The organism is Alcanivorax sp., assembly GCF_002733835.1.
Taxonomy (GTDB): domain Bacteria; phylum Pseudomonadota; class Gammaproteobacteria; order Pseudomonadales; family Alcanivoracaceae; genus Alcanivorax.
Map to the genome: position 1 here is coordinate 1 of NZ_NVWY01000010.1, position 23,973 is coordinate 23,973.

General features: G+C 57.9%; 18 protein-coding genes and 1 tRNA gene. 13 read left to right on the forward strand and 6 right to left on the reverse strand.

The features are described 5' to 3' along the window. The first annotated feature begins 78 nt into the window (after positions 1 to 78). Together COA55_RS06965 and COA55_RS06970 are read left to right on the forward strand one after the other, a co-directional pair. The gene (locus COA55_RS06965; RefSeq protein WP_290501145.1) at positions 79 to 1,320 is read left to right on the forward strand and encodes a hypothetical protein; all 1,242 of its coding nucleotides are present in this window, start codon (positions 79 to 81) and stop codon (positions 1,318 to 1,320) included. Then, complete coding sequence (locus tag COA55_RS06970) at positions 1,317 to 2,309, forward strand: tyrosine-type recombinase/integrase (RefSeq protein ID WP_290501146.1); 993 nt, start codon at positions 1,317 to 1,319, stop codon at positions 2,307 to 2,309. The genes COA55_RS06965 and COA55_RS06970 overlap by 4 nt, the downstream gene beginning before the upstream one ends. Positions 2,310 to 2,345: 36 nt before the next feature. Here COA55_RS06970 and COA55_RS06975 read toward each other — a convergent pair. From COA55_RS06975 to COA55_RS06990, 4 genes are all read right to left on the reverse strand, one after another. Then, a tRNA-Ser gene (locus COA55_RS06975) sits at positions 2,346 to 2,433 on the reverse strand. A 91-nt stretch (positions 2,434 to 2,524) separates the two neighbouring features. Next, positions 2,525 to 2,971 (reverse strand): MAPEG family protein, encoded by a 447-nt coding sequence (locus COA55_RS06980; RefSeq protein WP_290501147.1) that lies wholly within the window; start codon positions 2,969 to 2,971, stop codon positions 2,525 to 2,527. Continuing rightward, positions 2,968 to 3,420 carry a YiiD C-terminal domain-containing protein gene (locus COA55_RS06985; RefSeq protein ID WP_290501148.1) on the reverse strand — a complete coding sequence of 151 codons (453 nt, stop codon included), beginning with the start codon at positions 3,418 to 3,420 and terminating at the stop codon, positions 2,968 to 2,970. The genes COA55_RS06980 and COA55_RS06985 overlap by 4 nt, the downstream gene beginning before the upstream one ends. After that, the gene (locus COA55_RS06990) at positions 3,417 to 3,974 is read right to left on the reverse strand and encodes a nitroreductase (RefSeq protein WP_063519972.1); all 558 of its coding nucleotides are present in this window, start codon (positions 3,972 to 3,974) and stop codon (positions 3,417 to 3,419) included. The genes COA55_RS06985 and COA55_RS06990 overlap by 4 nt, the downstream gene beginning before the upstream one ends. A gap of 182 nt (positions 3,975 to 4,156) precedes the next feature. On the opposite strand from COA55_RS06990, the gene COA55_RS06995 reads away from it, so the two are divergent. Further along, the gene (locus tag COA55_RS06995; protein WP_290501149.1) at positions 4,157 to 5,692 is read left to right on the forward strand and encodes an adenylate/guanylate cyclase domain-containing protein; all 1,536 of its coding nucleotides are present in this window, start codon (positions 4,157 to 4,159) and stop codon (positions 5,690 to 5,692) included. A 140-nt stretch (positions 5,693 to 5,832) separates the two neighbouring features. Here the strand turns inward: COA55_RS06995 and COA55_RS07000 are convergent, their stop codons facing one another. Continuing rightward, positions 5,833 to 7,479, reverse strand: coding sequence for a hypothetical protein (locus COA55_RS07000; protein WP_290501150.1), 1,647 nt, complete (start codon positions 7,477 to 7,479; stop codon positions 5,833 to 5,835). A gap of 373 nt (positions 7,480 to 7,852) precedes the next feature. Further along, a complete protein-coding gene (locus COA55_RS07005; protein ID WP_290501151.1) occupies positions 7,853 to 9,448 on the reverse strand; it encodes a choline dehydrogenase in 1,596 nt (531 codons plus the stop codon). Positions 9,449 to 9,575: 127 nt separating this feature from the next. Between COA55_RS07005 and COA55_RS07010 the strand changes: the two genes are divergently transcribed. The 10 genes from COA55_RS07010 to pelG all read left to right on the forward strand — a co-directional run bounded on the left by COA55_RS07010 (position 9,576) and on the right by pelG (position 23,635). Continuing rightward, entirely contained in the window at positions 9,576 to 10,154 is a 579-nt protein-coding gene (locus COA55_RS07010) for a DUF3047 domain-containing protein (protein WP_290501204.1), read from the forward strand. A 572-nt stretch (positions 10,155 to 10,726) separates the two neighbouring features. Continuing rightward, on the forward strand, positions 10,727 to 11,287 hold the full coding sequence (locus COA55_RS07015) for an HNH endonuclease (RefSeq protein WP_063519808.1): 561 nt from the start codon (positions 10,727 to 10,729) through the stop codon (positions 11,285 to 11,287). Between the two features lie 259 nt (positions 11,288 to 11,546). Next, a complete protein-coding gene (locus tag COA55_RS07020) occupies positions 11,547 to 14,213 on the forward strand; it encodes an endo alpha-1,4 polygalactosaminidase (protein ID WP_290501152.1) in 2,667 nt (888 codons plus the stop codon). Beyond that, positions 14,185 to 15,054, forward strand: coding sequence for a hypothetical protein (locus COA55_RS07025; RefSeq protein ID WP_290501205.1), 870 nt, complete (start codon positions 14,185 to 14,187; stop codon positions 15,052 to 15,054). Before COA55_RS07020 ends, COA55_RS07025 begins: the two co-directional genes overlap by 29 nt. Next, complete coding sequence (locus COA55_RS07030) at positions 15,051 to 17,846, forward strand: tetratricopeptide repeat protein (RefSeq protein ID WP_290501153.1); 2,796 nt, start codon at positions 15,051 to 15,053, stop codon at positions 17,844 to 17,846. The genes COA55_RS07025 and COA55_RS07030 overlap by 4 nt, the downstream gene beginning before the upstream one ends. Positions 17,847 to 17,857: 11 nt before the next feature. Further along, entirely contained in the window at positions 17,858 to 18,382 is a 525-nt protein-coding gene (locus COA55_RS07035) for a hypothetical protein (RefSeq protein WP_063521421.1), read from the forward strand. Further along, positions 18,382 to 19,716, forward strand: coding sequence for a PelD GGDEF domain-containing protein (locus tag COA55_RS07040; protein WP_063521422.1), 1,335 nt, complete (start codon positions 18,382 to 18,384; stop codon positions 19,714 to 19,716). The genes COA55_RS07035 and COA55_RS07040 overlap by 1 nt, the downstream gene beginning before the upstream one ends. Next, positions 19,709 to 20,719, forward strand: a complete 1,011-nt coding sequence (locus tag COA55_RS07045; protein ID WP_063521423.1) for a hypothetical protein — start codon at positions 19,709 to 19,711, stop codon at positions 20,717 to 20,719. Before COA55_RS07040 ends, COA55_RS07045 begins: the two co-directional genes overlap by 8 nt. Next, entirely contained in the window at positions 20,697 to 22,265 is a 1,569-nt protein-coding gene (gene pelF / locus COA55_RS07050; protein ID WP_290501154.1) for a GT4 family glycosyltransferase PelF, read from the forward strand. Before COA55_RS07045 ends, pelF begins: the two co-directional genes overlap by 23 nt. Further along, positions 22,265 to 23,635 carry an exopolysaccharide Pel transporter PelG gene (gene pelG / locus COA55_RS07055; RefSeq protein ID WP_290501155.1) on the forward strand — a complete coding sequence of 457 codons (1,371 nt, stop codon included), beginning with the start codon at positions 22,265 to 22,267 and terminating at the stop codon, positions 23,633 to 23,635. Before pelF ends, pelG begins: the two co-directional genes overlap by 1 nt. The last annotated feature ends 338 nt before the right edge of the window (positions 23,636 to 23,973 follow it).

A 23,973-nucleotide genomic window follows, 5' to 3' on the forward strand; every position in this document is an offset into this window, starting at 1 on the left:
CCTAATGAAGCCTGTAGCACGTCTTATAAAAATATAACGAGAAACACGTTAAACCACATAACGACATAGGTACTGATAATGGCTAAAGCTCCTAATCACATGGTTTCCCTTGGGCCGGATATGCTCGAAGCGCCGGACGGTCGTATCTTCGTTGACGCAGGAACCTGCGAGGTAACAGACCTCACAGACTTTAAAATGGTGCATTTCGGTACTGACACCGTGCGCCAGCTTTACAGGGGCAGCATCAAGCCGGGCGTGCTTGATCTCTTTGAAAGCCGTGACATGGTCGAGTTTGCTGGTTATGACTGGATGCCGGGTAGAACCGGGCGCAGCTCCGGTTATCAGTTCCGCCTACAGAATGCAGACCTCGGCCTTATCCTGCTGATCAAGTCTTTTCACGTCGACCAAGATAACGAAGGGCCACACCTTAAAATTGAGGTCTCCCCCCACTGCATCAAGGCCCACACCCCTGCACAGTTACAGCAACTGCTGGATATTCTCGCCAGTGACGTGCTTTCTGATTCCGTAGCTTCTGGAACCGCTATTCACATCGCACTGGATTTTCAGGGTTGGGAACCCCCAGCGGATTTTGAAGCACGCCTGCACTGCCGCTCAAAGCGGGTCGCTTCTGTCCAGGGCATTCAGTCCCTTGATTGGGACTCTGAATCCGCTACCTACGGCCGTGGTCAATCTTGGCGTTTTGGTGCAGCCAATGGCCTGCAAATGGCCCTCTATAACAAGTCTCAGGAGGCCAAAGCCCATGACAAGCTGGATATGTGGCAGCACAATTGGGAGCAATCCGGCCAGTACGATCCAGAAAAGCCTGTCTGGCGTCTTGAGATGCGCTTCCACCATTCAGTGGTTCGCCAGTTTTCAGAAGGCACCGTTGACACTGAAACCGGTGAAGCCTTCGACTTCGATAGCTATTACGGCCTCGTAGACCATCGTGACGGCCTCTGGCGCTATGCCCTGCGCCAGTTCAAGTTCCTAGCCAGACCGGGCTGGTTCGATCCCGTATGGACCGTTCTAAGCCGTCAAAAGCTCTGTGACGATGAATACCAGGTCGACTACAAGCGGTATCACAAAACAGCGGCGGGATTCTCCGGTAAAAACGTTGAATTGCTCCTGGGCAACTTCATCAGCTGCGCCGCTAGAATGCGCCTGACCTTTGAACAAACGTGGCGTGCGCTCCATGCTCTCCCGGTTTATGACTTGATCCGTGACCACTATCTAAACAAAGGCAAAAGCAGCACTGAGATACAGGCCCACGTCCTAAAGCTCTTGAAGGAAAGGGTGGTCAGATACGGCAAAGCCGTATGATCAAACAGCTACCTGACGGGCGTTGGCTTGCGGATGTGGAACCGGTCAAAGGCTCTCGCTACCGTAAGCGTTTCGCAACCAAGGGCGAAGCCCGTCTATTTGAAGCACAAAAGCGTGCCGATCATTCAGATGGTGCAAAGCGCCCCAAGCGCGATAAACGGACCGTTACCGATCTAGCCGATCGCTGGCATCAACTCCACGGCCACACGTTAACCGATGGTGTCAGGCGTCTTGAGATAGTGAAGCTCCACGCCCAGGAACTGGGCAACCCGATCGCAAGCCAATTCACAGCCAAGTCATACCTGTTAACCCGTGGCCGACTCCTCAGCGACGGCATGGCAGGCAAGACACTCAATAACCGCCTTGGCTACCTGAAGGCCGTCTTCAATGCCCTGATTTCCTTCGATGACATTGCCTATAAAAACCCGCTCTCAAAGGTCAAGCCGCTGCGCCTTCAAGAGAATCCAGTCACTTTCCTTACAGCCGATCAGATAGAACGATTGCTTACGGCCGTACAGTCCACCAGCTCCCCTGAGGATCTGGATTGTGTTGTGAGGATCTGCCTTGCAACAGGTGCCCGATGGTCTGAGGCCCTAAGCCTGACAAAAGAGAGGGTGAAGGGTGGGGCGGTCGAGTTCGTCAATACGAAGAGCAAGCGAGTCAGGGCGGTGCCTGTTTCACCCGACCTCGAAAAGCGTGCCCAGGACCATTTGAAAACCAACGGCTACTTCTCCAACTGCATTCGCGGTTTTCACCATGCACTCACATCTGCTGAAATTGATTTACCAAAGGGACAGGCAACACACGTATTGCGCCACACCTTCGCGGCACACTTCGTCATGAATGGTGGGAACATACTCGTACTACAGAAGATTCTGGGTCACAGCACTATCAACATGACCATGCGCTATGCACACCTTGCGCCGGATCATCTGCGCGAAGCGGTGGCATTAAACCCGCTTTCGTCACTTTCTCGACACCAGAAATAAAAAAAGCCCGTAAAGGGCTGATTTTATTGAAGTATTTGGCGGTGAGGGAGGGATTCGAACCCTCGATACCTTGCGGTATACACACTTTCCAGGCGTGCTCCTTCGGCCACTCGGACACCTCACCAGATTGTCGTCAACAGCGCACTGGGCAACTCTTGAGGGCGCGTAGAGTACCGGAGGGGGCGGCGTGAGGCAAGCCTCATGCCGCCGGTTGTTCAGGGTTTGAACAGTGACAGCAATGTGCAGGCCTGGTCTACAGCCAGCCAGCTCACTAACGCCACTTGTACCAGAAAGAAACCGAAGCGAATCTGCACCAGCCAGTGGTTCACGCCGGCCAGATGGATAATGCTCTGGGCCACACGGGCGGCAACGATCCAGGGGAGCAGGCAGGCACTCAGTTCGGTGTTGCCGAGCCACAAAGCGGTGGCGCCGACGACAATCAGGATGCCGAGTAACTCCAGCGTGTTCAGATAGGCCCGATGCAGACGATTGAGGGGGCAGGCCGGGTTGTAGTGATATGGGGGAAAGCCGTCGGCTTTACTTTTGCCGCTCAACACGGCCAGGGAACGGGCGCTGATCAGCAGGATGAGCAAAAACAATGCCCAGCCCGCATAGGCCAGCAAATAGAAGTGAGTGGTAATGATGGTGCTGTCAGCTGTCATGGGGTCCGATCCTTCGCAAGATAAAGACCCTGATACTCGCAGACCTGCGCGCCGTTGGCACTGGTACCCTGCGCCAAAACCGTCAGCGTGGCTTTTCCCCGGCGCGTCAGGCGCTGCTGGAAGCGGCTGATGTCGTCGGTACTGGCGGTGGCGGTAATGTGGATATCGCTGTCCAGGGGCAGCTGATACTCAAGCCCGGTCTTGACGGCAACCACGTCCGCATCCACGCCTGCCTGGCGGGCCAGCAGGGTCGTCAGGCTCCAGCCGGCGAGTGTCAGCAGGGCCGACTGGCTGCCAGCAAAAAAGGTGCCTTTGTCGTTGTGGTTGACGGCCAATGGCGCGGTGAGTGTCAGCGCCTGGCCATCAAATGTTTCAAGCTGAAAGGCCAGATGCCGGGTCAGCGGAATGGCATTGCGGACCTGTTCTGCCAGAGCAGCCAGATCCATCATGGCAATTCGCGGAGGAAGTCAGCGGGGGCGTCGTTAGGCAGGGATTTCAGACTGCCCACGGGTTTACCCAGGTAAAGGTAGGCGACAACCTGATCCTTGGCCGCAAAGCCGAGCTTTTCCTTGGCCAGGGTAGAGTTTGCCATGGCCCCGGTGCGCCACATGGCACCGATGCCCTGTTCGTAAGCCGCGAGCATCATGTTCTGAACGGATGCGCCCACAGCGAGTACCTGCTCCCAGACCGGAATCTTGTGGCCCTCGGTCACTTCGGCCACGGCAATGATAATGGTGGGGGCACGCAGGGCCTTGCTGCGGGCAATCTCCTGAGCACGGTTGTCGGCGTCCGGTTGTGCTTCCAGCAGGTGGGCCACCATGATGTCGCCCAGACGTTCGCGCTGGCGGCCTTGCAGCACGATAAAGCGCCACGGGCGCAGCAGACCATGATCCGGGGCACGAATGGCTGCACGCAGCAACATGTCCAGTTGCTCATCGCTGGGGCCGGGAGCTTCCAGGCGCGGGGCGGATACACGGGTGGTCAGGGCGGTGAGGGTGTCCATTCAGGGCTCCTATTACAACGGCGCCATGGTAGCCCGAATCGCAGATGAGTCCCAGTTGCAGAGTGCGCCCGTTTTCCGGTGGCAGGGAATCGCCTACCTTTAGTCATCCCAGTCTTTTTTCTTAGAGACTAAACCGCTAAGCTTCGCAGAAATCGCGTGAAGCGGATCACATGACGACCTCCATGACGAAAAAGAAAGCTCGCCGCCCCCAGTTGGGTCCCATGGAGCGGGCGCGCCGTCAGGCAAACTACATACGGCTATTGGCCTTTCTGGTGGCCGCCATGATTCTGATGGCGGGCCTGAAGCTGAGCCTGTTCCCCGAGTTATACATGCTGGGGGTGGCGGGGCTGCTGATTTATCCCATGTCGGCCCAGGGGCTGCTGTTCCTGTTTGAAAAGCAGGACCGGCCCACCAAGCCAGTGCACAAATTACTGATGCAGGCTGACGCCATGGTGATTGGCCTGGTGTGTGCGTTGCTGCACTTTTCACTGGTGCCGGCCATGGTGCTGCTGATTATCGTGCACGCCAATTCTGTCAGCAGTGGCGGGCTGAAACCCTGGTTGCTGAATGTGTTGATGACCGGGGTTGGTGCTTTGCTGATGGGCTGGATGCTGGGCTTTCAGGTGCTGTCGCCGGAACAGACGCCGGTGTTGCTGTCGGTGATTTCCATGCTGGGGTTAGGGATCTATGTGGGTGCCTCCTCCGCGTTTGCCCACCTGCAGGCTCGTTACCTCAAGCAGGCACAGGAGTTGGTGCGGCGCCAGCAGAAGCAGGCGGTGGATATGTCCCGCAAGCTGGCCAAGTATTTGCCGCCCCAGGTATGGGGGTCGATTTTTTCCGGCAAACGTGACGCCAAGCTGGAAACCCGACGCAAGCGCCTGACCGTGTTCTTTTCCGACATCAAGGGATTCAGTGCCATCTCCGAAGAGCTGCCGCTGACCACGCTTACCAAAATGCTCAACACCTACCTGAGCGAGATGACGCGCATTGCCCTGCGTCACGGTGGCACCATCGATAAATTCATTGGTGATGCGGTGATGATCTTTTTTGGTGATCCGAAAAGCGAAGGCGCCCAGGAAGATGCCTACCGTTGTGTATTGATGGCCATTGAGATGCAGGAACAAATGAAGCTGCTGCGCCAGCGCTGGCAGCGCGAAGGCATCGACCACAAGCTGGAAATCCGTATTGGCATCAATACCGGTTACGCCACGGTGGGCAACTTTGGTACCGATTCGCGCATGGATTACACCATTCTGGGCACGGATGTGAACCTGGCCAGCCGTCTGGAATCCGCCTGCCGGCCAGGCGGCGTGCTGATCTCGGAGGCGACCCAGGCGCTGGTGAATAACCGGATTCAGTGCCGCAGCATGGGTGACATTCAGGTCAAGGGATTTAACCGGCCGATCCCCGTGTTCGAGGCGTTGGGTGCCAAACGGGATGCGGGGGCAAAGAACCGTTATGTGTCTGCGCAAACCGATGGCTTTGGCATCCACATCGATCTGGAGCGCATCCGTAATTTCGACAAGAACACCATCTTGCGCACCCTGGCCCGCTCCGCCACGGACCTGAAGCAGGACAAAACGGTGGCCGTGGACTACGAAGCGGAAGGCTTCAGTCTGCACGTGCAGAGCGACATCATGAGAAAACGCGACCGTGAAAAAGTCATTGAGATGATGGGGCGCGCTGCGAAAAAAGTGCAGGTCGAGGTGCGGGTCTGAGCGACAAGCTCAGACAGGGGAACCGGAAAAGCTCCCCCGGTTTTCCTTTTCAACTTTTCACTTTGAATTTTCAACTGATGTATCGCGGGCAGTCCCGCAGGTCGGCTTAGGCGTAGCCGTAAGCCGACATCAGAGGCTCCCTAATTCAACGGAAACGCCGTCCAGTTGTCGGCCCATGTCTGCGCGCTGCCCGGGCGCATGGCACCGAGATAATCCGCTGCTTCATCCCAGAACTCGCCCTGCGGAATCGCCGTGGCGCCATTGCGGGCAGGAGAGCGTGAGGTGGGGGCAAAGTCCGGATGGGAGGTGCTGGTCGCATCGCGGGTCAGCAGCGGGTCGGTGCCAAACTGGGCGCCCACGGAACGGCTCTGGAAATAACGACGCTCGTCGAAACCGTTATCGTCATCATTGTCCATGTTTTCTGCGTCGAAGAACGTCAGGCCACGGCTGCCCACTTTATGCACCATCATACTGTTGAAGGTGAGCTCGCCTTCCTGAATACGGCGCACGGTCTCGCCGCCTTTCAGGTCGATGGTTTCCCCGGAGAAACCGTCAATAATCATGTTGTTGAAATGCCCGCCGGTGCCCACCTTTAGGGTCATCGCCCGGTGGTATTTTTCATGGCTGCGCGGGCTGATCAAGGTCACGTTATACATGACCGGCGCGGAAATGGGTGTGGCATCCGGATTCGCCTTGAGATTATCGCCTTCAAACGCATTGTCGCCCACATTGGCATGTTGCTGTGCTACCAGAAACTGTACCCGGCCACGCCAGCCCATATCCCAGTCCAGCGAGTCGTCCGCAGCACCGGTAATAATGATGTGCTTGAGGTCCACTGTGCCACCGAACACTTCGATACCGTCGTCCAGTGCGCGATGGACCTGCACATTACGAATAATGGTGCTGCTGCCACAGCCGCCCAGGGTCAGGCCATTCAATTCGTTATTGGCGTAGACCTCGAAGCCGGCGAACTCCACGCGGGTGTATTCCATCACACCGCAGGAGCCGTCCGCATCGCTGCCGCCAAAGGCTCCCCGGGTATCGCCGTCGGGAATGCCTTCAATATGTGCGTTGGCCACGTTAACCGGTGCGCTGCCGAGCATGACCACACCGCCCCAGTCGCCGGCAGTACGGGTGCCTTCCGGCTGGGTGCTGGTAAAGACGATGGGTGCGTTTTCCTGGCCACGGGAGAACAGGGTGGCGTCCCGGGTAATTACCAGGGCGGAGCCGGGTTTGCCTTCAATGCGTGTGCCCGGTTCGATGGTCAGACTGCCGCCCGCTTCCACATAGACAATGCCATCGAGCACCCAGGTGGTGCCGGCATGCCAGGTGTTTTGTCCGAACAGGGAGCCCTTGATGGTTTGCTGCCCGGCGATCAACTGGCGCACCGGGTCATAGGCAAAATAGCCCGCCATGCACAGCACAACGACGGCCAGGGCAACCCAGGCATAGAGGCCTGAAGGTTTACCGCTGGAGGGGTGTCTGCTGCCCAGGGTTTCCGCGATATCCGGGTTGGTGAGTGGGGTCGGCAGGCTGGCGGTAGGGCGTTTGTGCAGCAATACGCCGTCCCGGTTGGCCTCCTGAAGCTTCAGCCCCAGCGCCCGGATTTTTCGGTTGTCACTTTGAATGGCGCGGGTAATGATTTCCGCTCGGTAGACCGGGTCGTTCAGCAGCGTGTTGAAATGAACAAATCGCAGACTGCTGTCATTTTCCTGATCAAAATTCTGTTTAAGCTGCCACAGCAATTCGACCAATTGTGCACGCGGTGATGAAACTGCATCGATCATACATCCCCCCAAACGGATATCACGCAATCACCAGAAGGGGGGCAGTGTGTAAAAAAAATATGACAGTAGGGTGAAACAAGCGAGGAGTTGCGCGCGACAACGTGATAGACAGTAAAGGCTGGAAACGTGCTCCAGATTTCGGGTTTTCCACGAAGCCGCTGTAGGCGTTCCTCTTGAGGGACGAACCCTAAGACCGGTCAGGCGTCCGGGTTCGACAGGTCAGAAAGAAAGTGCATCGGATGCCTCTGTTGCCTCGCTGCGCTCGGTTCGTTCCCTGGAAGGGAACGCCTGCCCATTCTTCGCGGGCGGGGCGGTTGCCGTGTGGCGTCCCGCCCCCCCCTGTCCTCAAACAGCGTTGCCGCTTGCCGCTGTGTTACGCGCCGAGAATCGCGTCAGCCGCTTTTTCGGCAATCATCACGGTCGGGGCATTGGTGTTACCACCAATCAGCGTCGGCATGATGGAAGCATCTACCACGCGCAGGCCTTCCAGGCCGTGTACGCGCAGGTCCGCGTCCACCACCGCCATGTCATCACTGCCCATTTTGCAGGTGCCCACGGGGTGATAGATGTTGTCGCACTTCTGGCGCAGGAACTCGCGGATCTCTTCATCACTCTGCGTGTCCTTGCCCGGGAACAGTTCTTCACCGCGCCAGTCATTCAGCGCCTGTTGCGCCAGGATTTTGCGAACGGCCTTCACACCGCGAACCATGCCTTCCATGTCGTCCGGGTGTTCCAGGAAGCGCGGGTCGATCAGGGCCGGTGAGCGCGGGTTGGCATCGCGCAGGGTAATATTGCCACGGCTTTTGGGTCGCAGGATGCAGACGTGGGCGGAATAGCCGTAGCCCATGCTGAACAAGGTGTTGAGGCCGTGATTGTCCAGCTTGGCCGCGGTCAGGTGCAGTTGCAGGTCCGGGATCGTCTCTTCCGGGCGGGATTTAATAAACCCGCCAGCTTCCGCCACGTTGGAGGTAAGCTGCCCATTGCGGCGGTAGAAGAAATTGAAGATGCCTTTCAGGCCAGTGGTGATCAGCGCGCCGGGCGCCAGGCTCAGAGTGTCCTTGCGCAGGCTCTTGTGTACCACCAGAGCATCGGGGTGATCCTGCAGGTTTTCGCCGACACCGGGCAGCTCATGGACCAGCGGGATGTTGTGCTCGGCCAGCTCGGCAGCCGGGCCTACCCCGGACAGTTTCAGTACCTGGGGAGAGTTGATCGCACCGCCGGACAGGATGACTTCGTTGTCGGCTTTCAGAGTGCGGATCTGGCCGTTGTGTTCCACTTCCACACCGATGGCGCGCTTGCCCTCGAACAGGATGCGATTTACCAGCGCATTGGTCATGATGGTCAGGTTGGGGCGGTCCATCACCGGGTGCAGGTAGGCCTTGGACACCCCGCAGCGTTCACCGTCCTTCTGGTTGACCTTGTACATGCCCACGCCTTCCTGGACATCATTGTTGAAGTCGTCGGTGGCGGGGTGGCCGGCTTCCACGCCGGCCTTGATGAAAGCATTGCTCACCGGGTGGGTGAAGCGCAGGTCTGCAATGTTCAGCTTGCCACCGGTGCCATGGAAGGGGCCTTCACCGCCTTCATAATGCTCCGAGCGTTTGAAAACAGGGAGCACGTCGTCAAAGCCCCAGCCTTTGTTACCCAGGGCGGCCCAGTGGTCGTAGTCCGATTGGTGGCCCCGGGTGTAGCACATGGCATTAACGGCGGAGGAGCCACCCAGGGTTTTCCCGCGGGGAATATAGATTTGGCGATTGTTCAGCGCCTTTTGCGGTACGGTGTAGTAACGCCAGTTCCGCGCGTTGGAGCGCATCATCAAAATGATGCCTGCTGGTATCCGAATGAACAGACTGTTATCGGCGGGGCCAGCTTCGAGCAGGCATACGCGATTATTCGGATTCTCGGAAAGGCGGTTGGCAAGTACGCAGCCGGCAGAACCGGCGCCGACAATGATGTAATCAAACTGCATGGTGTCTGCCTTCGGCTAATGGCACAGTAAACAGCGTATTTTAGGAATTCGGCCCATGAAAACGAGGTTTGTTTGTGACCGGAGAGTCCAATGTATACCACGCTGGGTGGCGCTGTCCTTGGCCCTAATGCCTGCTTTGGCGGTTTCGGATGTGCCGCAGGGCTGGCGGGAAGTGGAGTTCGCGGGGCATACGGAGTACCGGCAAGTGAACGGTTGCTGGCAAGCTCTTGCGAAAGGAACGGCCTCGGGCCTGGTGAGGGAGCAGGAGGTGGATCTCAACCAGACCCCCTGGCTGACCTGGCAGTGGCAGGGCGAAGTCATCCCTCCCTGGCCTGACACCTTGGAGCAAAGCAAGGCGGGGGATGATTTTCAGGCTCGCGTGTACGTGGTGAAAAAAGGCTGGTTGCCCTGGCAGACGCGGGCGATCAACTATGTCTGGTCCCGTGATGCCGAGCCCGGCGCTCACTGGCCCAACCCGTTTGCCAGCCAGGCAGAGATGGTCGTGGTGCAGGGGCCGGGTGGTGCCGGCTCCTGGCACCGGTTCTCGCGCAATGTGCAGGCCGATTTCAGGCGTTTTCATGGCATGGAGGTGAACGCAGTGGATGCGGTGGCGATCATGACGGATGGCGATAATACCGGCACGCGGGTAATGAGCTGTTACCGTTTGCCAGTGTTTCGTGCTGCTGCGCAGGATGAACCAGAGTGAAGAAACGGATAAGCGACGGATAAGCGAGGATAAAGAAAGTTGCGGCCATTACCGCGAGCTGTTTATTATTTATTCAATCCGGTGTCTGTGATTAGCCTGTCGTGGCAGGTTAATCAGAGATAACCGGGTAAAGGCGCTGCCATCGTGTTCATACACAGCCACAGGCAATCCACTTTCCTCCGCCGGTCCATGCCGGACGGTGCTCCTGCCTCTCCCCGCTCCTTGTCGCAGACCCTTGTGTCGCAGAATCGTCATTACTTTACGTTTATATTTGCGGAGCCTCTGGATAACTCCTTGCATACTCAGTCTTTCAGGGTGGCTCGCAATCTAGGCGCGATTTTGAAGGTGTATGTCCATCCATCGAAAAAGCGCAACAACGAGTGCGAGCCACCCTGAAAGACCCGCAGGGCGTGGCCTGAAGGGCACATCTGTTGCGCTTTATCGCTAGGAAAGGGAGCCCACCCTGTCCGTTGCGAAAAAACACAACAGCTGCACCCTTCAGGCCACGCTGAGCACGCAAGGAGTTATCCAGAGGCTCCGTGCCATGCCTGATCACATTGCCGAGGTTGCCCATGAGTGAACGCATTCTGCGCCTGGATAAAGCCGGCACGCCGGTTGAGTGGCTCGACTGGCAAATGGCCGCCACCCTTTATGCGCGTGGCTTGGTGACCTGGACGCTGGGAGATGTGATCTACCGGCTGCACGGCGGCACCAGTCGCCTTACCGGCACCCGTTCCTGCCTGTCTCTGCATTCGATCATCGCCTGCGATGGCGTTACCCATAACCACAAGCGCCCGGCACCACCTTTGACCAACCGGGCGTTGTTTCGTCGCGATCAGCATTTGTGTCTCTATTGCGGTAAACCGTTTCCCGAAAACGTGCTCACCCGTGACCATATCGTGCCCACTTCGCGCGGGGGAAAAGACCGTTGGCTGAATGTGGTATCGGCGTGTCGGCGCTGTAACCAGCGCAAGGGTAGCCATCGGCTTGACGAAATCGAGATGGAATTACTGGCGTTGCCCTATGTGCCTAATATGGCGGAGTATCTGGCGCTGATTAACAGCCACCGTATCCGTGGCGATCAAATGGAGTTCCTGCGCAGCCAGTTTGGTAAAGAAAGCCGGTTGTTGTAAAACGGAATGTAAAAAAATGCAGGCGCTGCTGCGTTTTTATTTACAACTCGCCGCTTCGCTCACCATATTTCACATTGCCTTGATGCGAATTCAGATACACTGAAATATCGCTCGCACCTTATTGTTCAGGGGAAAATCTATTCGTTACGTTATTTTCTCGTTCTGCTGCTTAATTGCTGTAGCCGCTGCCGCGGCACAGGGCGAGAGTGACTCCAAAACGGCGGCTTTTTATTACGGCCCGGATATTCCATGGTCGTCATTGGCGTCGTTTGATTTTCCTGTGGTGGAGCCGGATCAGGCCGACAGTTTGCCGCAGGCCTATCGGGACGAAACCTTCTATGCCTATGTGAGCCTGGGCGAGGTATTGTCCCAGCGGCATTATTTTACTGGCCTGGACAAGGCCTGGTTGCTGGGTAAAAACCCGGACTGGGGCTCGTTTATTCTTGATCAATCTTCCCCGGCGCTGCGCAGTTATTTTATCGATGCCGTGATCGAACCGCTCTGGGCCAAGGGCTACCGTGGCTTTTTCCTCGACACCCTGGACAGCTATCAGCTGGTTGCCAAAGACGAGGCCGCGCGTGAGCGTCAACGACAGGGGCTGGCGGCGTTAATTAATGCCATCGCCGAGCGCCATCCCCAGGCGGGGTTTATTTTTAATCGTGGTTTCGAACTGATGCCGCTGGTGCAGGCCCGGGTGGATGCGGTGGCGGCCGAGTCCCTCTACCAGCGGTGGTTGCCGGACAAGGACCAGTTTACCGCTGTCCCGGAGGAAGACAGGGCCTGGCTGCTGGGTCAGTTTGAACAGGTCCGTGAGCGTTATGGCGTCAGCACTATCGCCATTGATTATGCGCCTCCTGCGTCCCGTGATCAGGCGCGCAAGATCGCCAGCGACATTGCTCAACACAACGTCATTCCCTGGGTCACCAACCCGGCGCTGGACATGATGGGCGTGGGGGAGCTGGAAATTCTGCCCCGCCAGGTGCTGCTGGTGTACGGCGGCAGCGAGGAGCGCACCTGGGAATTGACCGATGCGGTGCGCTACGGGCTGATGCCCCTGCAGTTTCAGGGCCTGGTGCCGGATATTCGTGCGGTGGATGCGCCCATGCCGGCGGGCACGCTGGCCGGCCGTTATGCGGGCATTGTTATCTGGCTGGAAGATTCGGAAGTCGCCAGCGATGGCTTTGAAGACTGGCTGGCACAACAGAAAGAGGCCGGCGTGCCCATCCTGATGCTGGGTTATCCCGCCATTGACCCGCAGGGCCCCCATGCCCGGGACTTCGGTTTTGAGTCGCGCAACACGCCGGCAAGCCCGCCACAGATTGTCTCTCAGCACCCGGACATGGGGTTTGAAGTTACGTTACCGAAACTGCTGGAGTTGTCTGCGCCGGTGGATAACGACAACGCCACCCCCTGGTTAAAATTACGTAGTGAAAATCAGACCTTTACTCCGGTGGCGGTAACGCCCTGGGGTGGCTACGCCTTTCAGCCTTTCCTGATTCGTGCCGCACTACCAGGGGTGAAGACCGGCGCCGGGGATCGCTGGGTGCTTAATCCGCTCACCTTCACTCGTGACGCCCTGCAATTGCCGGCCATGCCGATCCCGGACGTGACCACGGAAAACGGGCGGCGATTGTTGTTTGCGCACATGGACGGCGATGGCTTCCCCAGCCTGGCGGAAGTGGAAGGGTACCGGGGGAAAGCGGATGCCCTGGTGCTGCTGGATGAAATTCTCGAGAAGTTTGATATCCCCACCACCATTTCCGTGATTGAAGGGGAAGTGTCCAGTGAGGGGCTGTACCCCAAAATGGCCCCCGAACTGCAGCGTATTGCCCGCGCCATGTTTGCCCTGCCCCATGTGGAAGCGGCAACGCACACTTACTCGCATCCCTTTTTCTGGTACGACGCCCAGGCAAACCCCGGGGAACTGTACGGGCCGGAAGGTCAGTTGCGGTTACCGATACAGGATTACCGCATGGACCCGGTCCGTGAAGTGGTGGGCTCGGCAAACTATATCGAACGCGAGCTGTTGCCGCCGGGCAAGAAGACCCGCATGGTGCTGTGGAGTGGTGACACCATTCCCACACCGGAAGCGCTGAAAGCGGCCCGTGAAGGCGGCCTGTTGAACATGAACGGCAGCGATACGACCATCACCAACAGCCAGCCCACCTGGACGCTGGTGAAGGGCATTGGTATCCCGAAAGGGGATGAATACCAGGTCTACGCGCCCAACCAGAATGAAAATATTTATACCAATGAGTGGACCGGGCCTTTCTATGGCTTTGAGCGGGTTATCGAAACCTTCAAGCTGACCGAAACGCCCTATCGTTTTAAACCGGTGGATATTTACTACCACACCTATATCGCCAGCAAGAATGCATCACTGGAGTCCCTGCGACGGGTATATCAATGGGCCAGTGAGCAGCCGTATTTTCCGCTGTTTGCATCGGACTACAGTCGCAAGGTGCTGGATTTCAACGATATGGTGATTGGCCGCCGTGGTGACGAATGGTGGATTCAGGGCAACGGTCAGCTACGTACGTTACGGCTGCCGGACGGGCTGGCGTTTCCCGCGTTGGCACACAGCAGCGGTGTGGCCGGCTACCGTGAAGACAAGCCCGGGCGCTATGTGCATTTGAGCGGTGCCAACGCCCATTGGCGAGGTCAATCATCCAGCGACGAGGACAGCAGGGTGCCGTATTTACAGCAGGCGAATGGCCGGCTGACGGCCTTTTCCCGCGACGGACGAAACTTGCGTTTTTCCCTGGAAGCGATGGCGCCACTGGATTTTACCCTGGGCAATGCCAGGGGCTGCACCTTGTCTCATCAGGGAACAACACTCAAACCTGCCGGCAGGGAAGGCCGGTTATATCACTACAGGAGTGCGGCGCGTGGGCTCAATGAGCTACGGCTACAATGTCCGCACTGAACGGCTGCGGGTTGTTGGGCTACCGGAATTATTCGCCTTTCTGATTCTTATCGGCGTGGTGTGCTGGATGCTGTTCCCGCGGGACTTGTCCTCATCCCTGCGTACTGCGCGTCTGGACGCGGTGACATTCAGCTATATGCAAGCCTGGCTGAAAGCCAAACCGGATGACCATGAGCTACGTTTGTTGATGGCACGGGAGTTGATTCTGCAAGGTAACTTTGTGGCGGCGGATGACCAGCTGCAAATCGTGGCTGCTGATACCAATGGCCGCTATGACACCCAGATCGCCTGGCTGGAATTGCGCCGGGATTTTACCCGTTTGATGGCCATAGACGCCGACAATCGCCGTGGCACCATGCTTGAACATGAAACCCTGACCCGTTTGCGCGCGATTGACTGGGCCGCCCTGAACAGTGAAAAACGCATCCGCTTCGCTGACATGGCCCTGGCCATGGGTAGCGTGGACCTGGCGGTGCAAGCCTATCGCCGGTTGGCGGATAGTGCGGCCAACCCCAGCCAGTGGCACGTCAAGGCGGCAAAAGTGCTGCTCGCCCACGGGCGCTATTCCGACTCTGCGGATGCCTACATTGCGGCCATGGACGCACGCGGAAATTACACGGTGCGCAAGCGCTATTTCCTGGCTGCACTCAACGCGCTGCAAGCGGGCAGCCTGCATGACAAGGCGCTGCGTTTAGCTCAGGCCCGTGAGCGCGCTTTCTATCACGACAAGGCCGTGTTGTATCGCTTGATGACCCTGGCCCAGGCGGGCGGCAACATGCCGGTGGCCGAGCACTACGCGGTGTTGTTGCTAAGCTTGCCGTCCGTGGAGGGTAGCCGATGACCCGCCGCCCGTGGATACGACAATGGCTCCATGCGGCGATCTTCCCCCTCGCACTGTTGTCTGCCGTGCCGCTTGCCCATGCGGACACGCCGGCGCCCTATGTGGAGCGTTATTACGACCGCAGTTACCAGGTGTTCGTGGGGTCGGGGAACCTGGTTCGGGCCAGGCAGGTGGCTGAAAACGCCCTTTACTGGCGCCCGGATGATGAACGCTGGTGGCGCCGATTGGCGGAGATATCCCGTTGGCAGGGGGATCCGGAAACCTCGCTGAAAGCCTGGCGACAGGTGGCCTTGCGCAGTAATGATCCGGAGGCCTGGAAGCAGGTGTTGGTGTTGGCACCGCTGACTTACAGCAACCGCCTCGCGCTGCGGGCCAACAAGGCGCTGTTGAGCGCCTCTCCCTACGATGCCGACATCATTGCCACCATCAGCCAGCAGTATGAGCTGCTGGGCCAACCGGATGAGGGCCTGCGCTTCTTCGCAGACTGGCGCCGGCGTTATCCCAGCAAGGCCGCATTGCGCGAAATGCAGCGGCTCGCCCTGAACCAGGGTGAGGATGTGCGGGCTGCGCGCTACTCCCGCGAATACATGGACCGCTTTGGCCCGGAGGAAGCCATGGCGGCCCAGGCGGCAGACCTGTTCTGGCTGGATGGCCAGCGCGAAAAAGCCTTGCAGGACCTGGACCGTGATGCCAGTGAATTGGCCTATTCGCCGGCACTGTCCCGGCGTATTGCGGTGATGGCCGCAGAGTTGGGCGAGTGGGATCTGGCGCTGGATCGTTACCAGCAATTGGTGGATCACGACGACGACCAGATTACCGATTTGTACCAATACATCACGCTGGCCCGTTATTACCGCCCGGATCGGGTGGCATCACTGATGGGTCGGGCCTGGCAGAAGAACCGCAATCCGCAATTTGCCCTGGGGGCGCTCTACCAGCTGAACGATCGCCGCGATGATGAGGCCATTGATGCTTTCCTGGCAGGGTTGAGTGAAGAGCAGTGGCAAACGCTGATGCAGACTCCGGAATTTCTGCGCTTCTACGCCAACCTGCAATTGCGTCGCGGTGACACGCAAGCCGCGCAGCACTGGCTGCAGAAAGCGTTAGCTTTGAACGCCAATGACCGGGAAACCCGGATCAGCTGGATGTGGCTACTGGTTGCCACCGGCCAGGACCGGGAGCTGCGACAAGCTCTGGTCACCTGGGAAGATGTGATCCGCAGTGACCGGCGCTACTGGGAAGTGCTGTCGGCGTCACACATGGCATTGGGCAATGCGGAACAGGCCCTGCGCTATGAAACCGAATTGCTGAAAACCGCACCCCAGAACTGGGAGCGCCAGTGGTATTACGCCCAGGCGTTGATTGCCGCCGGTCGAAACGGGCAGGCCTGGCCGGTGCTGCGGCACCTCAAGGAACAATTGCCCTTGACGGTCGAGCCGCAAAAGCAGGCCATTTACAGGGACATGCAATTGACGCTGAGTCTGTTGTTTGACGATGGCGATACCTCACTGAAGCTGGCCCGGGCACAAACGCAAGGCATGGACAGTGATCCAGTGGCCCGGGCCGAGTGGTTGGCGCAATGGGCGATCGGGCAGTCAGAGCCCTTGCTGGCCCAGAGTTGGTATTTGCGTAAACAGCAGGCGCAAGGGGCGCTCAAAGCCGGCTCGGCACTGGCTTTTGCCCTGGTGCAGGATGATCTGGACGCGGTGGCGCAGATCCGTGAGCAGTATCAGGGCCAGCTTACCCTGTCCGAGCAGCTGGAAGCCCAGGTGCGGCTGGATGAGCCGCGCCGTGCTGCCAGTACCTTCATGGCCATTCAGGCCGGGTCGCCGGAACTGGCCGGCAGCAATAACCTGCAGGAAAGCCTGCTATTGCCCACGGCCCGCTCGTCACAGTTTCATATTGAACAGCGCCGTTTGGGGGCGCTGGATATTCAGGATCTGCAGTTTGTGCAGTACCAGCCGCTCAGTGATTTCACCCAGCTGTCTGTGAAAGCCCGCCAGCGCAATTTCAGCAGCAATGATGACGAACTGCTGCAAATCAGTGATGACGAGCAGCGGCTGTCGATGGCGCTGGCTTACCAGCGCGAACGGTTCCGCAGCCGCCTGGAGCTGGGCCAGCGCAACCTGTTGGGCAACAGCGAAACCATGGCGGATCTGGAGCTGGGCGCGAACTGGACGCGGTACTGGTCCGGTAGCCTGAATTACCAATGGCGAATGCCGGCGGATGAGTCGTCCCTGCTGATTCTCGGTGCGTCGCGTACCGGTAGCCAGTGGTTGCTGAACTGGACGCCATCCTCTACCTGGCAAAGCAGCGTGGATTGGGCCAACTATGACTATCAGGATCTCAATGACAGTGATCTGGGCAGCGGCAGCATCATTAATGCCCAGAGTACCTGGCGCCCCTGGTTGTCGCGCTTCTCTCCCGGGGTGCGGGTGAGGCATACCCAGGCGGACTTTACCGCCGGCAACGACAGCATGGCCGAAGTACGTGCCTTGCTGCCGCCCGGCGCCCAGACGTTACCGCTGCCGCAGGACTATCACGAATCGGAAGTGGTGTTCCTGCTGGGCCAGCCGGATGTGCATATTCGTCCGCACCGTTTGCAGGGCTGGGCAGAAATTGGTTACAGCCATAACAGCCTCTCGGGAGCGGGTTTTACCGGCCGCTTCGGTGTGGAGGGGCCGCTGATCGGTCGGGATGAATGGAAGCTGTATGCAGAACAACAGCTCAATAGCGGGGGTAGTGGTGAAGACAGCTACCGCTTCGGGCTGCAATATAGAGTTTATTATTAGGAGTGAATCCAATGAGACTGAGCATTGTGCTACTGGGAACTTTGCTGTTAGCCACCGTGCTGGCCGGGTGTACCCATGTTCGTAGCAGCCAGGATGTGGAACTGTCCGGCGAGGGCACCTGGCTGGTGTTGCCGATGGTCAACCGCACTGCCACTCCCCAGGCGGGGTTGCGGGCGGCAGCCATTGTCGAATCCGTGCTGTATCGCCATGGCGTGAATAACGTAACCCGCTACCCGGAAAGCGATAATGAAGGGGTGCTGTTTGAAGGCACCTCGGCGGCCAACCGCAAGAACATGAATCAGTGGGTCGCCTCGCAATCGGCCCAATATGTGGTGAGCGGGGTAGTACACGAATGGCGCTATAAAACCGGTGTTGATGGTGAGCCCGCGGTGGGGGTAATGATCGAAATCCGTGAATTGCCGGAAGGGCGTATCGTCTATAGCGGCACGGGCTCACGGGCCGGCTGGGCACGCCAGTCGCTCAGCGAAACCGGGCAGAAAGTCATCGATAAATTGCTCGCCCCGGTGGTGCAGTAATGCTTGAGCGCATCAGTAACGGCAAGCTGGCGGGGCTATTCATGCCCCAGCCAAGAGTGCTGTGGTCGCTGTGCGAAGCAGTGATTCTGATGGCGCTGGCCGTTGTCATGGGGTTGTGGCTGCGCGAGGAGGATCCGCTGACACTCATCGGGACCTTCCGTTGGGTATTGCTGGTGCCGATACTACTGGCGTTGCGTTACGGTAGCTTGCTCGGGGTGTTCGGCATGCTGTGTCTGGTGGCCAGCTGGTTTTTGCTCACGTCTTTGGGTTTCTATTCAGGCATGGACTTTCCGGAAACCACCATGCTTGGTGGTTTCGTGATTATTCTTATTTGCGGTGAGTTTGCGGATATGTGGCGCGTCAAACTGATGCGCGCAGACAGCGCCGCCAGCTATGCACTGGAGCGTTTGCAGAATTTGACGCAGCGGTATGTGCTGTTGCGTCTTTCCCATGACCGGTTGGAAGAAAACCTGCTGATCAAGCCCTATACCGTGCGTGATGCGTTGGTGCGATTGCGCGATCTGACCCTGGATGAAAGTGACAGGGTTCGGCTTCCTGCAGCGGACGATCTGATTCACATGCTGGCGGAATATTGCCAGCTGCAGCGTGCCGCGCTTTATCGGGTGGTGGACGGCCATATCGACGATGAGCCCGCGGCCCAACTGGGTGAGATGCGCCCGCTGGAGCGCAACAATGCTTTGCTCCAGCATGCACTGGAAAACCAGCTGCTTGCCCATGTGCAGCAGCATGACCACGACAGTAACTACCATGGTCAGTATCTGGTTGCGGCCCCGATTATCAACAGTGGTGGCGCCTTGATCGGGGTGATGGTGATTGAGCGTTTGCCGTTCCTGTCCATCAATTATGAAAACCTGCAGCTGTTGTCTGTGCTGCTTAACTTCTATGCGGATGTGGTGCATGCCGGCGATGAAGTCGATGACATGTTGGACCGCTGGCCCACCATGCCATTCCGGATTGCCAGTGAGTTGGCTGCGCTGGTACGTCTGCGTGAGGGCGGCCGGGTGGATACCTCCCTCACCTTGTTTGTCGCGGATGACAGCGAACAGGCAGGGCTGATTCTTGATGCGCTGGCCCGCGGCCTGCGCAGCCTGGATCTTGCCTGGTGGCTGAATGACAACGTCTTGATGATCATGATGCCGATGACCGGGGAATCCAGTCTGGAAGGCTTTGTGCTGCGTACCGAGAAATGGCTGGCCGATGAGTATGCGTTCATGAGCCTGCGCCAGGCCGGGGTGCAGTTCTATTACCGCCACCTGGATCAGCGTGAGGCAATGGAGCAGGTGGCTGAGCTACTGGAGGCGGCGGGTGTCTAGTCTCAAGCTGCTTATCTATGCGATCAGTGCGGAGATCGCCTCCCTGCTGTTGCTGTTGAGCAGACAGGCTGACCTGTCGCTGTTCGTGCTGTACCTGTTCTCTCACGGGTTGGCGTCGGCGCTGTTGTCGTTTGTTGCCTGGGGATTGCTGCCGGCACGTTTCAGGACGCCAAAAATTCTGTCCTGGGTGCTGATTTTTTCTTTTGCGTTTTTTATCCCGGCGGTGGGGCTGATCACCATCCTGGGTGGGGTGGCATTGGGTATCTGGCTACCGGCGCTGTTTCGGGACAAACCCTTCGGATTGGTGGAGCAGCCTTATTTTTCTCCGGTACAGGTCAACAGCGCAGCGGGCTTTCGGCAAATCGATCTAAAAAACCTGCTGACTACATCCCGGGCGCCGAATGCCTTGCGGGTGCAGGGGATGCTGGTGCTCAAGGATATGCCGGCCAGGGTAACCGGCAATTTGTTGCGCCATACCCTGGGCGATTCCTTTGAAGACTTGCGGCTACTGGCTTACGGGATTCTCGATCAGAAAGAAAAGGAGATTACCCGGGATATCGAGCGGGCCCTGAATCTGCTGGAGCGGGCCACGGAGTCGCGCCGCTACCGTTTGGCCCGTCGTCTTTGTGAACTGTATTGGGAGCTGAACTATCAGGACCTGGTGCGCGGGGATATCCGTACCCTGACGCTGGAACGGGCCGCATTCTACGCCGACATGGGCTTGATGGAAGCGCCAGAGGATGCCGGTTTGTGGTTGCTGCGCGGGCGCATTCAGTTAGGCCAGGGAGAAATTGGTGAAGCGCATCAGTCCATGACCTTTGCCCGTCGTCTGGGGTTGTCTGCAGCGAAAGTGAATCCCTGGCTTGCGGAGATCGCCCTGCAGCGCCGGCAAATACCGCTGGTACGGTTGCTGATGCGTGAAATTACCGATGACAGCCAGTTCACCCAACTCAATAAATCCGTTGAATTCTGGAGGGGCTATGAGCCTGCCACGGGCGGATAGCGCCGATATCTGTTTATTACTGGAAGGCACTTTTCCCTATGTGAGTGGCGGCGTGTCCAGTTGGGTAAACCAGATTATTCGTGGTTTTCCCGAATATACCTTTGCCTGCTGTTTTGTGGGCAGCCGCCCGGAAGACTACGGCGAGATGAAATATGAATTGCCGGATAACGTGGTGCACCTGGAAGTGCATTACCTGCACAATTTTCAGCGGGGGCCACAAAAGCGTTCCTTAAAGGGCAATCGCAAGGCCTATGCCGACCTGCGGCGTTTCCATGAAATGGTGAAAGAGGGCGTTCACTCCAGAGAACGCAGCGAACTGTTCAGCCGCATCGTCACGCACCTGGGGGAAGGGGAGGATTATTCCGAAGAATCGTTCCTGCACAGCCGGGCCAGTTGGGATTACATTGCTGAAGCGTATCGCGAGTTCAGCCGGGATCCGTCCTTTGTGGATTATTTCTGGACTGTTCGCATCATGCATTCGCCCATCTGGGTGCTCAACGATATTGCCAACAACCTGCTACCGGCAAAGATGTACCACACCATTTCCACCGGTTATGCGGGCTTTCTGGGTGCCATGCTCAAGCGCCGCACCGGCAAGCCGTTGTTGCTGTCCGAGCATGGTATTTATACCAAGGAGCGCAAAATCGACTTGTTCCAGAGCGAATGGATCAGCGATAACCGCGGCCTGGTGGAAAAGAACAACGCGGAGATGGCCTATTTCCGCGAAAAATGGGTGAATTTTTTCACCGAGCTGGGGCGCGAGTGCTACCAGGCATCGGACCGGATCGTGGCGCTTTATGAGCGCAACCGGGAGCGGCAAATGGAAGACGGCGCGCCGCCAGAGCGCACCCTGAATATCCCCAATGGCATTGATCTACCGCGCATGCAGAAAGTGCGGGCGGCTCGGGGTGAATCGGTTCCCCCGGTGGCCTGTCTGATTGGCAGGGTTGTGCCCATCAAGGATGTGAAAACGTTTCTGCGTGCCATGCGGACCCTGGTCAATGTATTGCCAGAGGCGGAAGGCTGGATTGCCGGCCCGGAAGACGAAGACAAGGAATACGCCAGGGAGTGCCACGGCCTGGTGGCCAGTCTGGGGCTGGAAAAAAATGTGAAGTTTCTGGGGTTCCAGAAAATTGATGAGCTGCTACCCAAAGTGGGGGTGATCGTGCTCAGTTCCATCAGTGAGGCGTTACCGCTGGTGTTGCTGGAAGGCTTTGCCGCCGGGGTGCCGGCCGTTTCCACGGATGTGGGGTCTTGCCGTCAGCTGATTGAAGGCCTGGGCGAAGCCGATCGGGCCTATGGAAAAGCCGGCGAAGTGGTGGGCATTGCCGACCCGGAAGCGTTGGGCAATGCGGTTGCCTCGCTATTGAAAGATAGGGATGCCTGGCACCAGGCGCAGCAGGCAGGCATTCGCCGGGTGGAGAACCTGTACACCCAGGACATGATGTTTGGCGCCTACCGTGACCTGTACCAGTCGCTGGTGAGGGACACGGACGCAGCCAGCCCGCAAGAAAGCACCGACCGCTACCGGGAGGGACGCCACTAATGGCCGGCATCGGTTTTGAACTGCGTCGACTACTGCGCAAGGACACCCTGCTTGGTCTGATCCGGGCCTATGCCTATGCCGGTGTAATCAGTTCCGGCCCCTGGGTGTTATCGATTATCGGTATTCTGATTATCGGTATCTTCAGCCTGGGCATGGTGGTGCCGGATGCCTCGGTAACACAGTTCCAGATTACCGTGACCTATTTGATTGCCATCAGCCTGATTCTCACCGGCATTGTGCAGCTGGCCTTTACCCGCTTCTGTGCGGACCGTTCGTTTGAAAACCGTGAAGACCTGATTCTGCCCAATTTTGGTGGCGTTACGGTGCTGGTGACGGTTATCTCCGGTCTGCTGGCGTTGCCGGCGGCCATGTTCCTGTTTCCCGGGCAGAGTGTGCTGTTCCGGGTGCTGCTGATCGCCTGTTTTGTGGTGTTGAGCAATATCTGGATTGCCACCGTTTTTCTCTCCGGCATGAAGCAGTACAAGGCCATTTTGTTGCTCTACGCCCTGGGCTACACCATTACGGTGCTGGGTGCCCTGATGTTGCGGTTTCTGGACCTGGATGGCCTGCTGCTGGGGTTTCTGCTGGGGCAGGTGACCCTGCTGGCAGGGATGCTGGTACTGATTGTGCGAGGCTACCCGGCCGAGAGCATCGTCTCGTTCGACATGTTCGGTAAAAAATACCTGTACCCCAGCCTGATGCTGGTGGGCTTTTTCTATAATGCCGGGGTGTGGGCGGACAAGGCCATGTTCTGGTTTTACGACGGCACCGGTAGCGATGTGATCGGGCCGCTGCGGGCCTCGTTGATCTACGATATTCCCGTGTTCCTGTCCTACCTGTCACTGATCCCGGGCATGGCCGTATTTCTGGTGCGCATGGAGACCGATTTTGTAGAGTACTACTCCAACTTCTACGATGCGGTCCGTGAGGGCGGATCACTGTCCTATATCGAAGATATGCGCAACCAGATGGTGTTCGTCATTCGCCAGGGCATCTTCCAGATTCTCAAGATTCAGGCGATCTCGGCGCTGGTGATCATGGTGGCCGGCGCGCAGATCTTTAACGCTTTGGGCATTTCGGAGCTGTATCTGCCGTTGCTCAAGGTGCAACTGATCGCCACCGCCCTGCAGGTGGTCTTCCTCGCCATCATCAACGTGTTCTGTTATCTGGATCAGCGCCGCATGCTGGTGCTGCTGACCGGACTGTTCTTTGTGCTTAACGTGATTTTTACCGGCATCAGCCTGTACCTGGGGCCACAGTTCTTCGGCTTCGGTTTCCTGTTGGCGTTGGCGGTGTGTGTGCTGCTTGGCCTGTGGCTGGTGAGCCGCAAAATGGCGGAACTGGAATACTCCACCTTTATGCTTAATTGACCGGGACAGGATGTGCCCTTGGTCAAATTTCATGTTTGTAGGTCGAGTTAGGCGTAGCCGTAACCCGACACCTGGCCTTGTTGGTAGGGGTAAACGGTCAATGTCGGATTACGCCTTTCAGGCTCTCTGTGCCCTTGGGTGAATTCGACCTACCGGGCTGACCGGTTTTGGGGTTCGTACCTCAAGAGGTACGCCCACAGCGGTTTAATAGAAAGCGTGTTGCATGCTGCGTGCTGCGGCCGCCGAGCGGCAAAAAAAAACGGCGCCAAAAGGCGCCGTGAATAGTTTGGCTCGGGAGAGCTATCACGGAGTAAAACTCCGGAGCCGGTGAATGGGAC

Coding starts and splice junctions, on each gene's coding strand:
- COA55_RS06965 (WP_290501145.1), top strand. CDS start 79: ATGGCTAAAGCTCCTAATCACATGGTTTCCCTTGGGCCGGATATGCTC.
- COA55_RS06970 (WP_290501146.1), top strand. CDS start 1,317: ATGATCAAACAGCTACCTGACGGGCGTTGGCTTGCGGATGTGGAACCG.
- COA55_RS06980 (WP_290501147.1), bottom strand. CDS start 2,971: ATGACAGCTGACAGCACCATCATTACCACTCACTTCTATTTGCTGGCC.
- COA55_RS06985 (WP_290501148.1), bottom strand. CDS start 3,420: ATGATGGATCTGGCTGCTCTGGCAGAACAGGTCCGCAATGCCATTCCG.
- COA55_RS06990 (WP_063519972.1), bottom strand. CDS start 3,974: ATGGACACCCTCACCGCCCTGACCACCCGTGTATCCGCCCCGCGCCTG.
- COA55_RS06995 (WP_290501149.1), top strand. CDS start 4,157: ATGACGAAAAAGAAAGCTCGCCGCCCCCAGTTGGGTCCCATGGAGCGG.
- COA55_RS07000 (WP_290501150.1), bottom strand. CDS start 7,479: ATGATCGATGCAGTTTCATCACCGCGTGCACAATTGGTCGAATTGCTG.
- COA55_RS07005 (WP_290501151.1), bottom strand. CDS start 9,448: ATGCAGTTTGATTACATCATTGTCGGCGCCGGTTCTGCCGGCTGCGTA.
- COA55_RS07010 (WP_290501204.1), top strand. CDS start 9,576: ATGCCTGCTTTGGCGGTTTCGGATGTGCCGCAGGGCTGGCGGGAAGTG.
- COA55_RS07015 (WP_063519808.1), top strand. CDS start 10,727: ATGAGTGAACGCATTCTGCGCCTGGATAAAGCCGGCACGCCGGTTGAG.
- COA55_RS07025 (WP_290501205.1), top strand. CDS start 14,185: ATGAGCTACGGCTACAATGTCCGCACTGAACGGCTGCGGGTTGTTGGG.
- COA55_RS07030 (WP_290501153.1), top strand. CDS start 15,051: ATGACCCGCCGCCCGTGGATACGACAATGGCTCCATGCGGCGATCTTC.
- COA55_RS07035 (WP_063521421.1), top strand. CDS start 17,858: ATGAGACTGAGCATTGTGCTACTGGGAACTTTGCTGTTAGCCACCGTG.
- COA55_RS07040 (WP_063521422.1), top strand. CDS start 18,382: ATGCTTGAGCGCATCAGTAACGGCAAGCTGGCGGGGCTATTCATGCCC.
- pelF (WP_290501154.1), top strand. CDS start 20,697: ATGAGCCTGCCACGGGCGGATAGCGCCGATATCTGTTTATTACTGGAA.
- pelG (WP_290501155.1), top strand. CDS start 22,265: ATGGCCGGCATCGGTTTTGAACTGCGTCGACTACTGCGCAAGGACACC.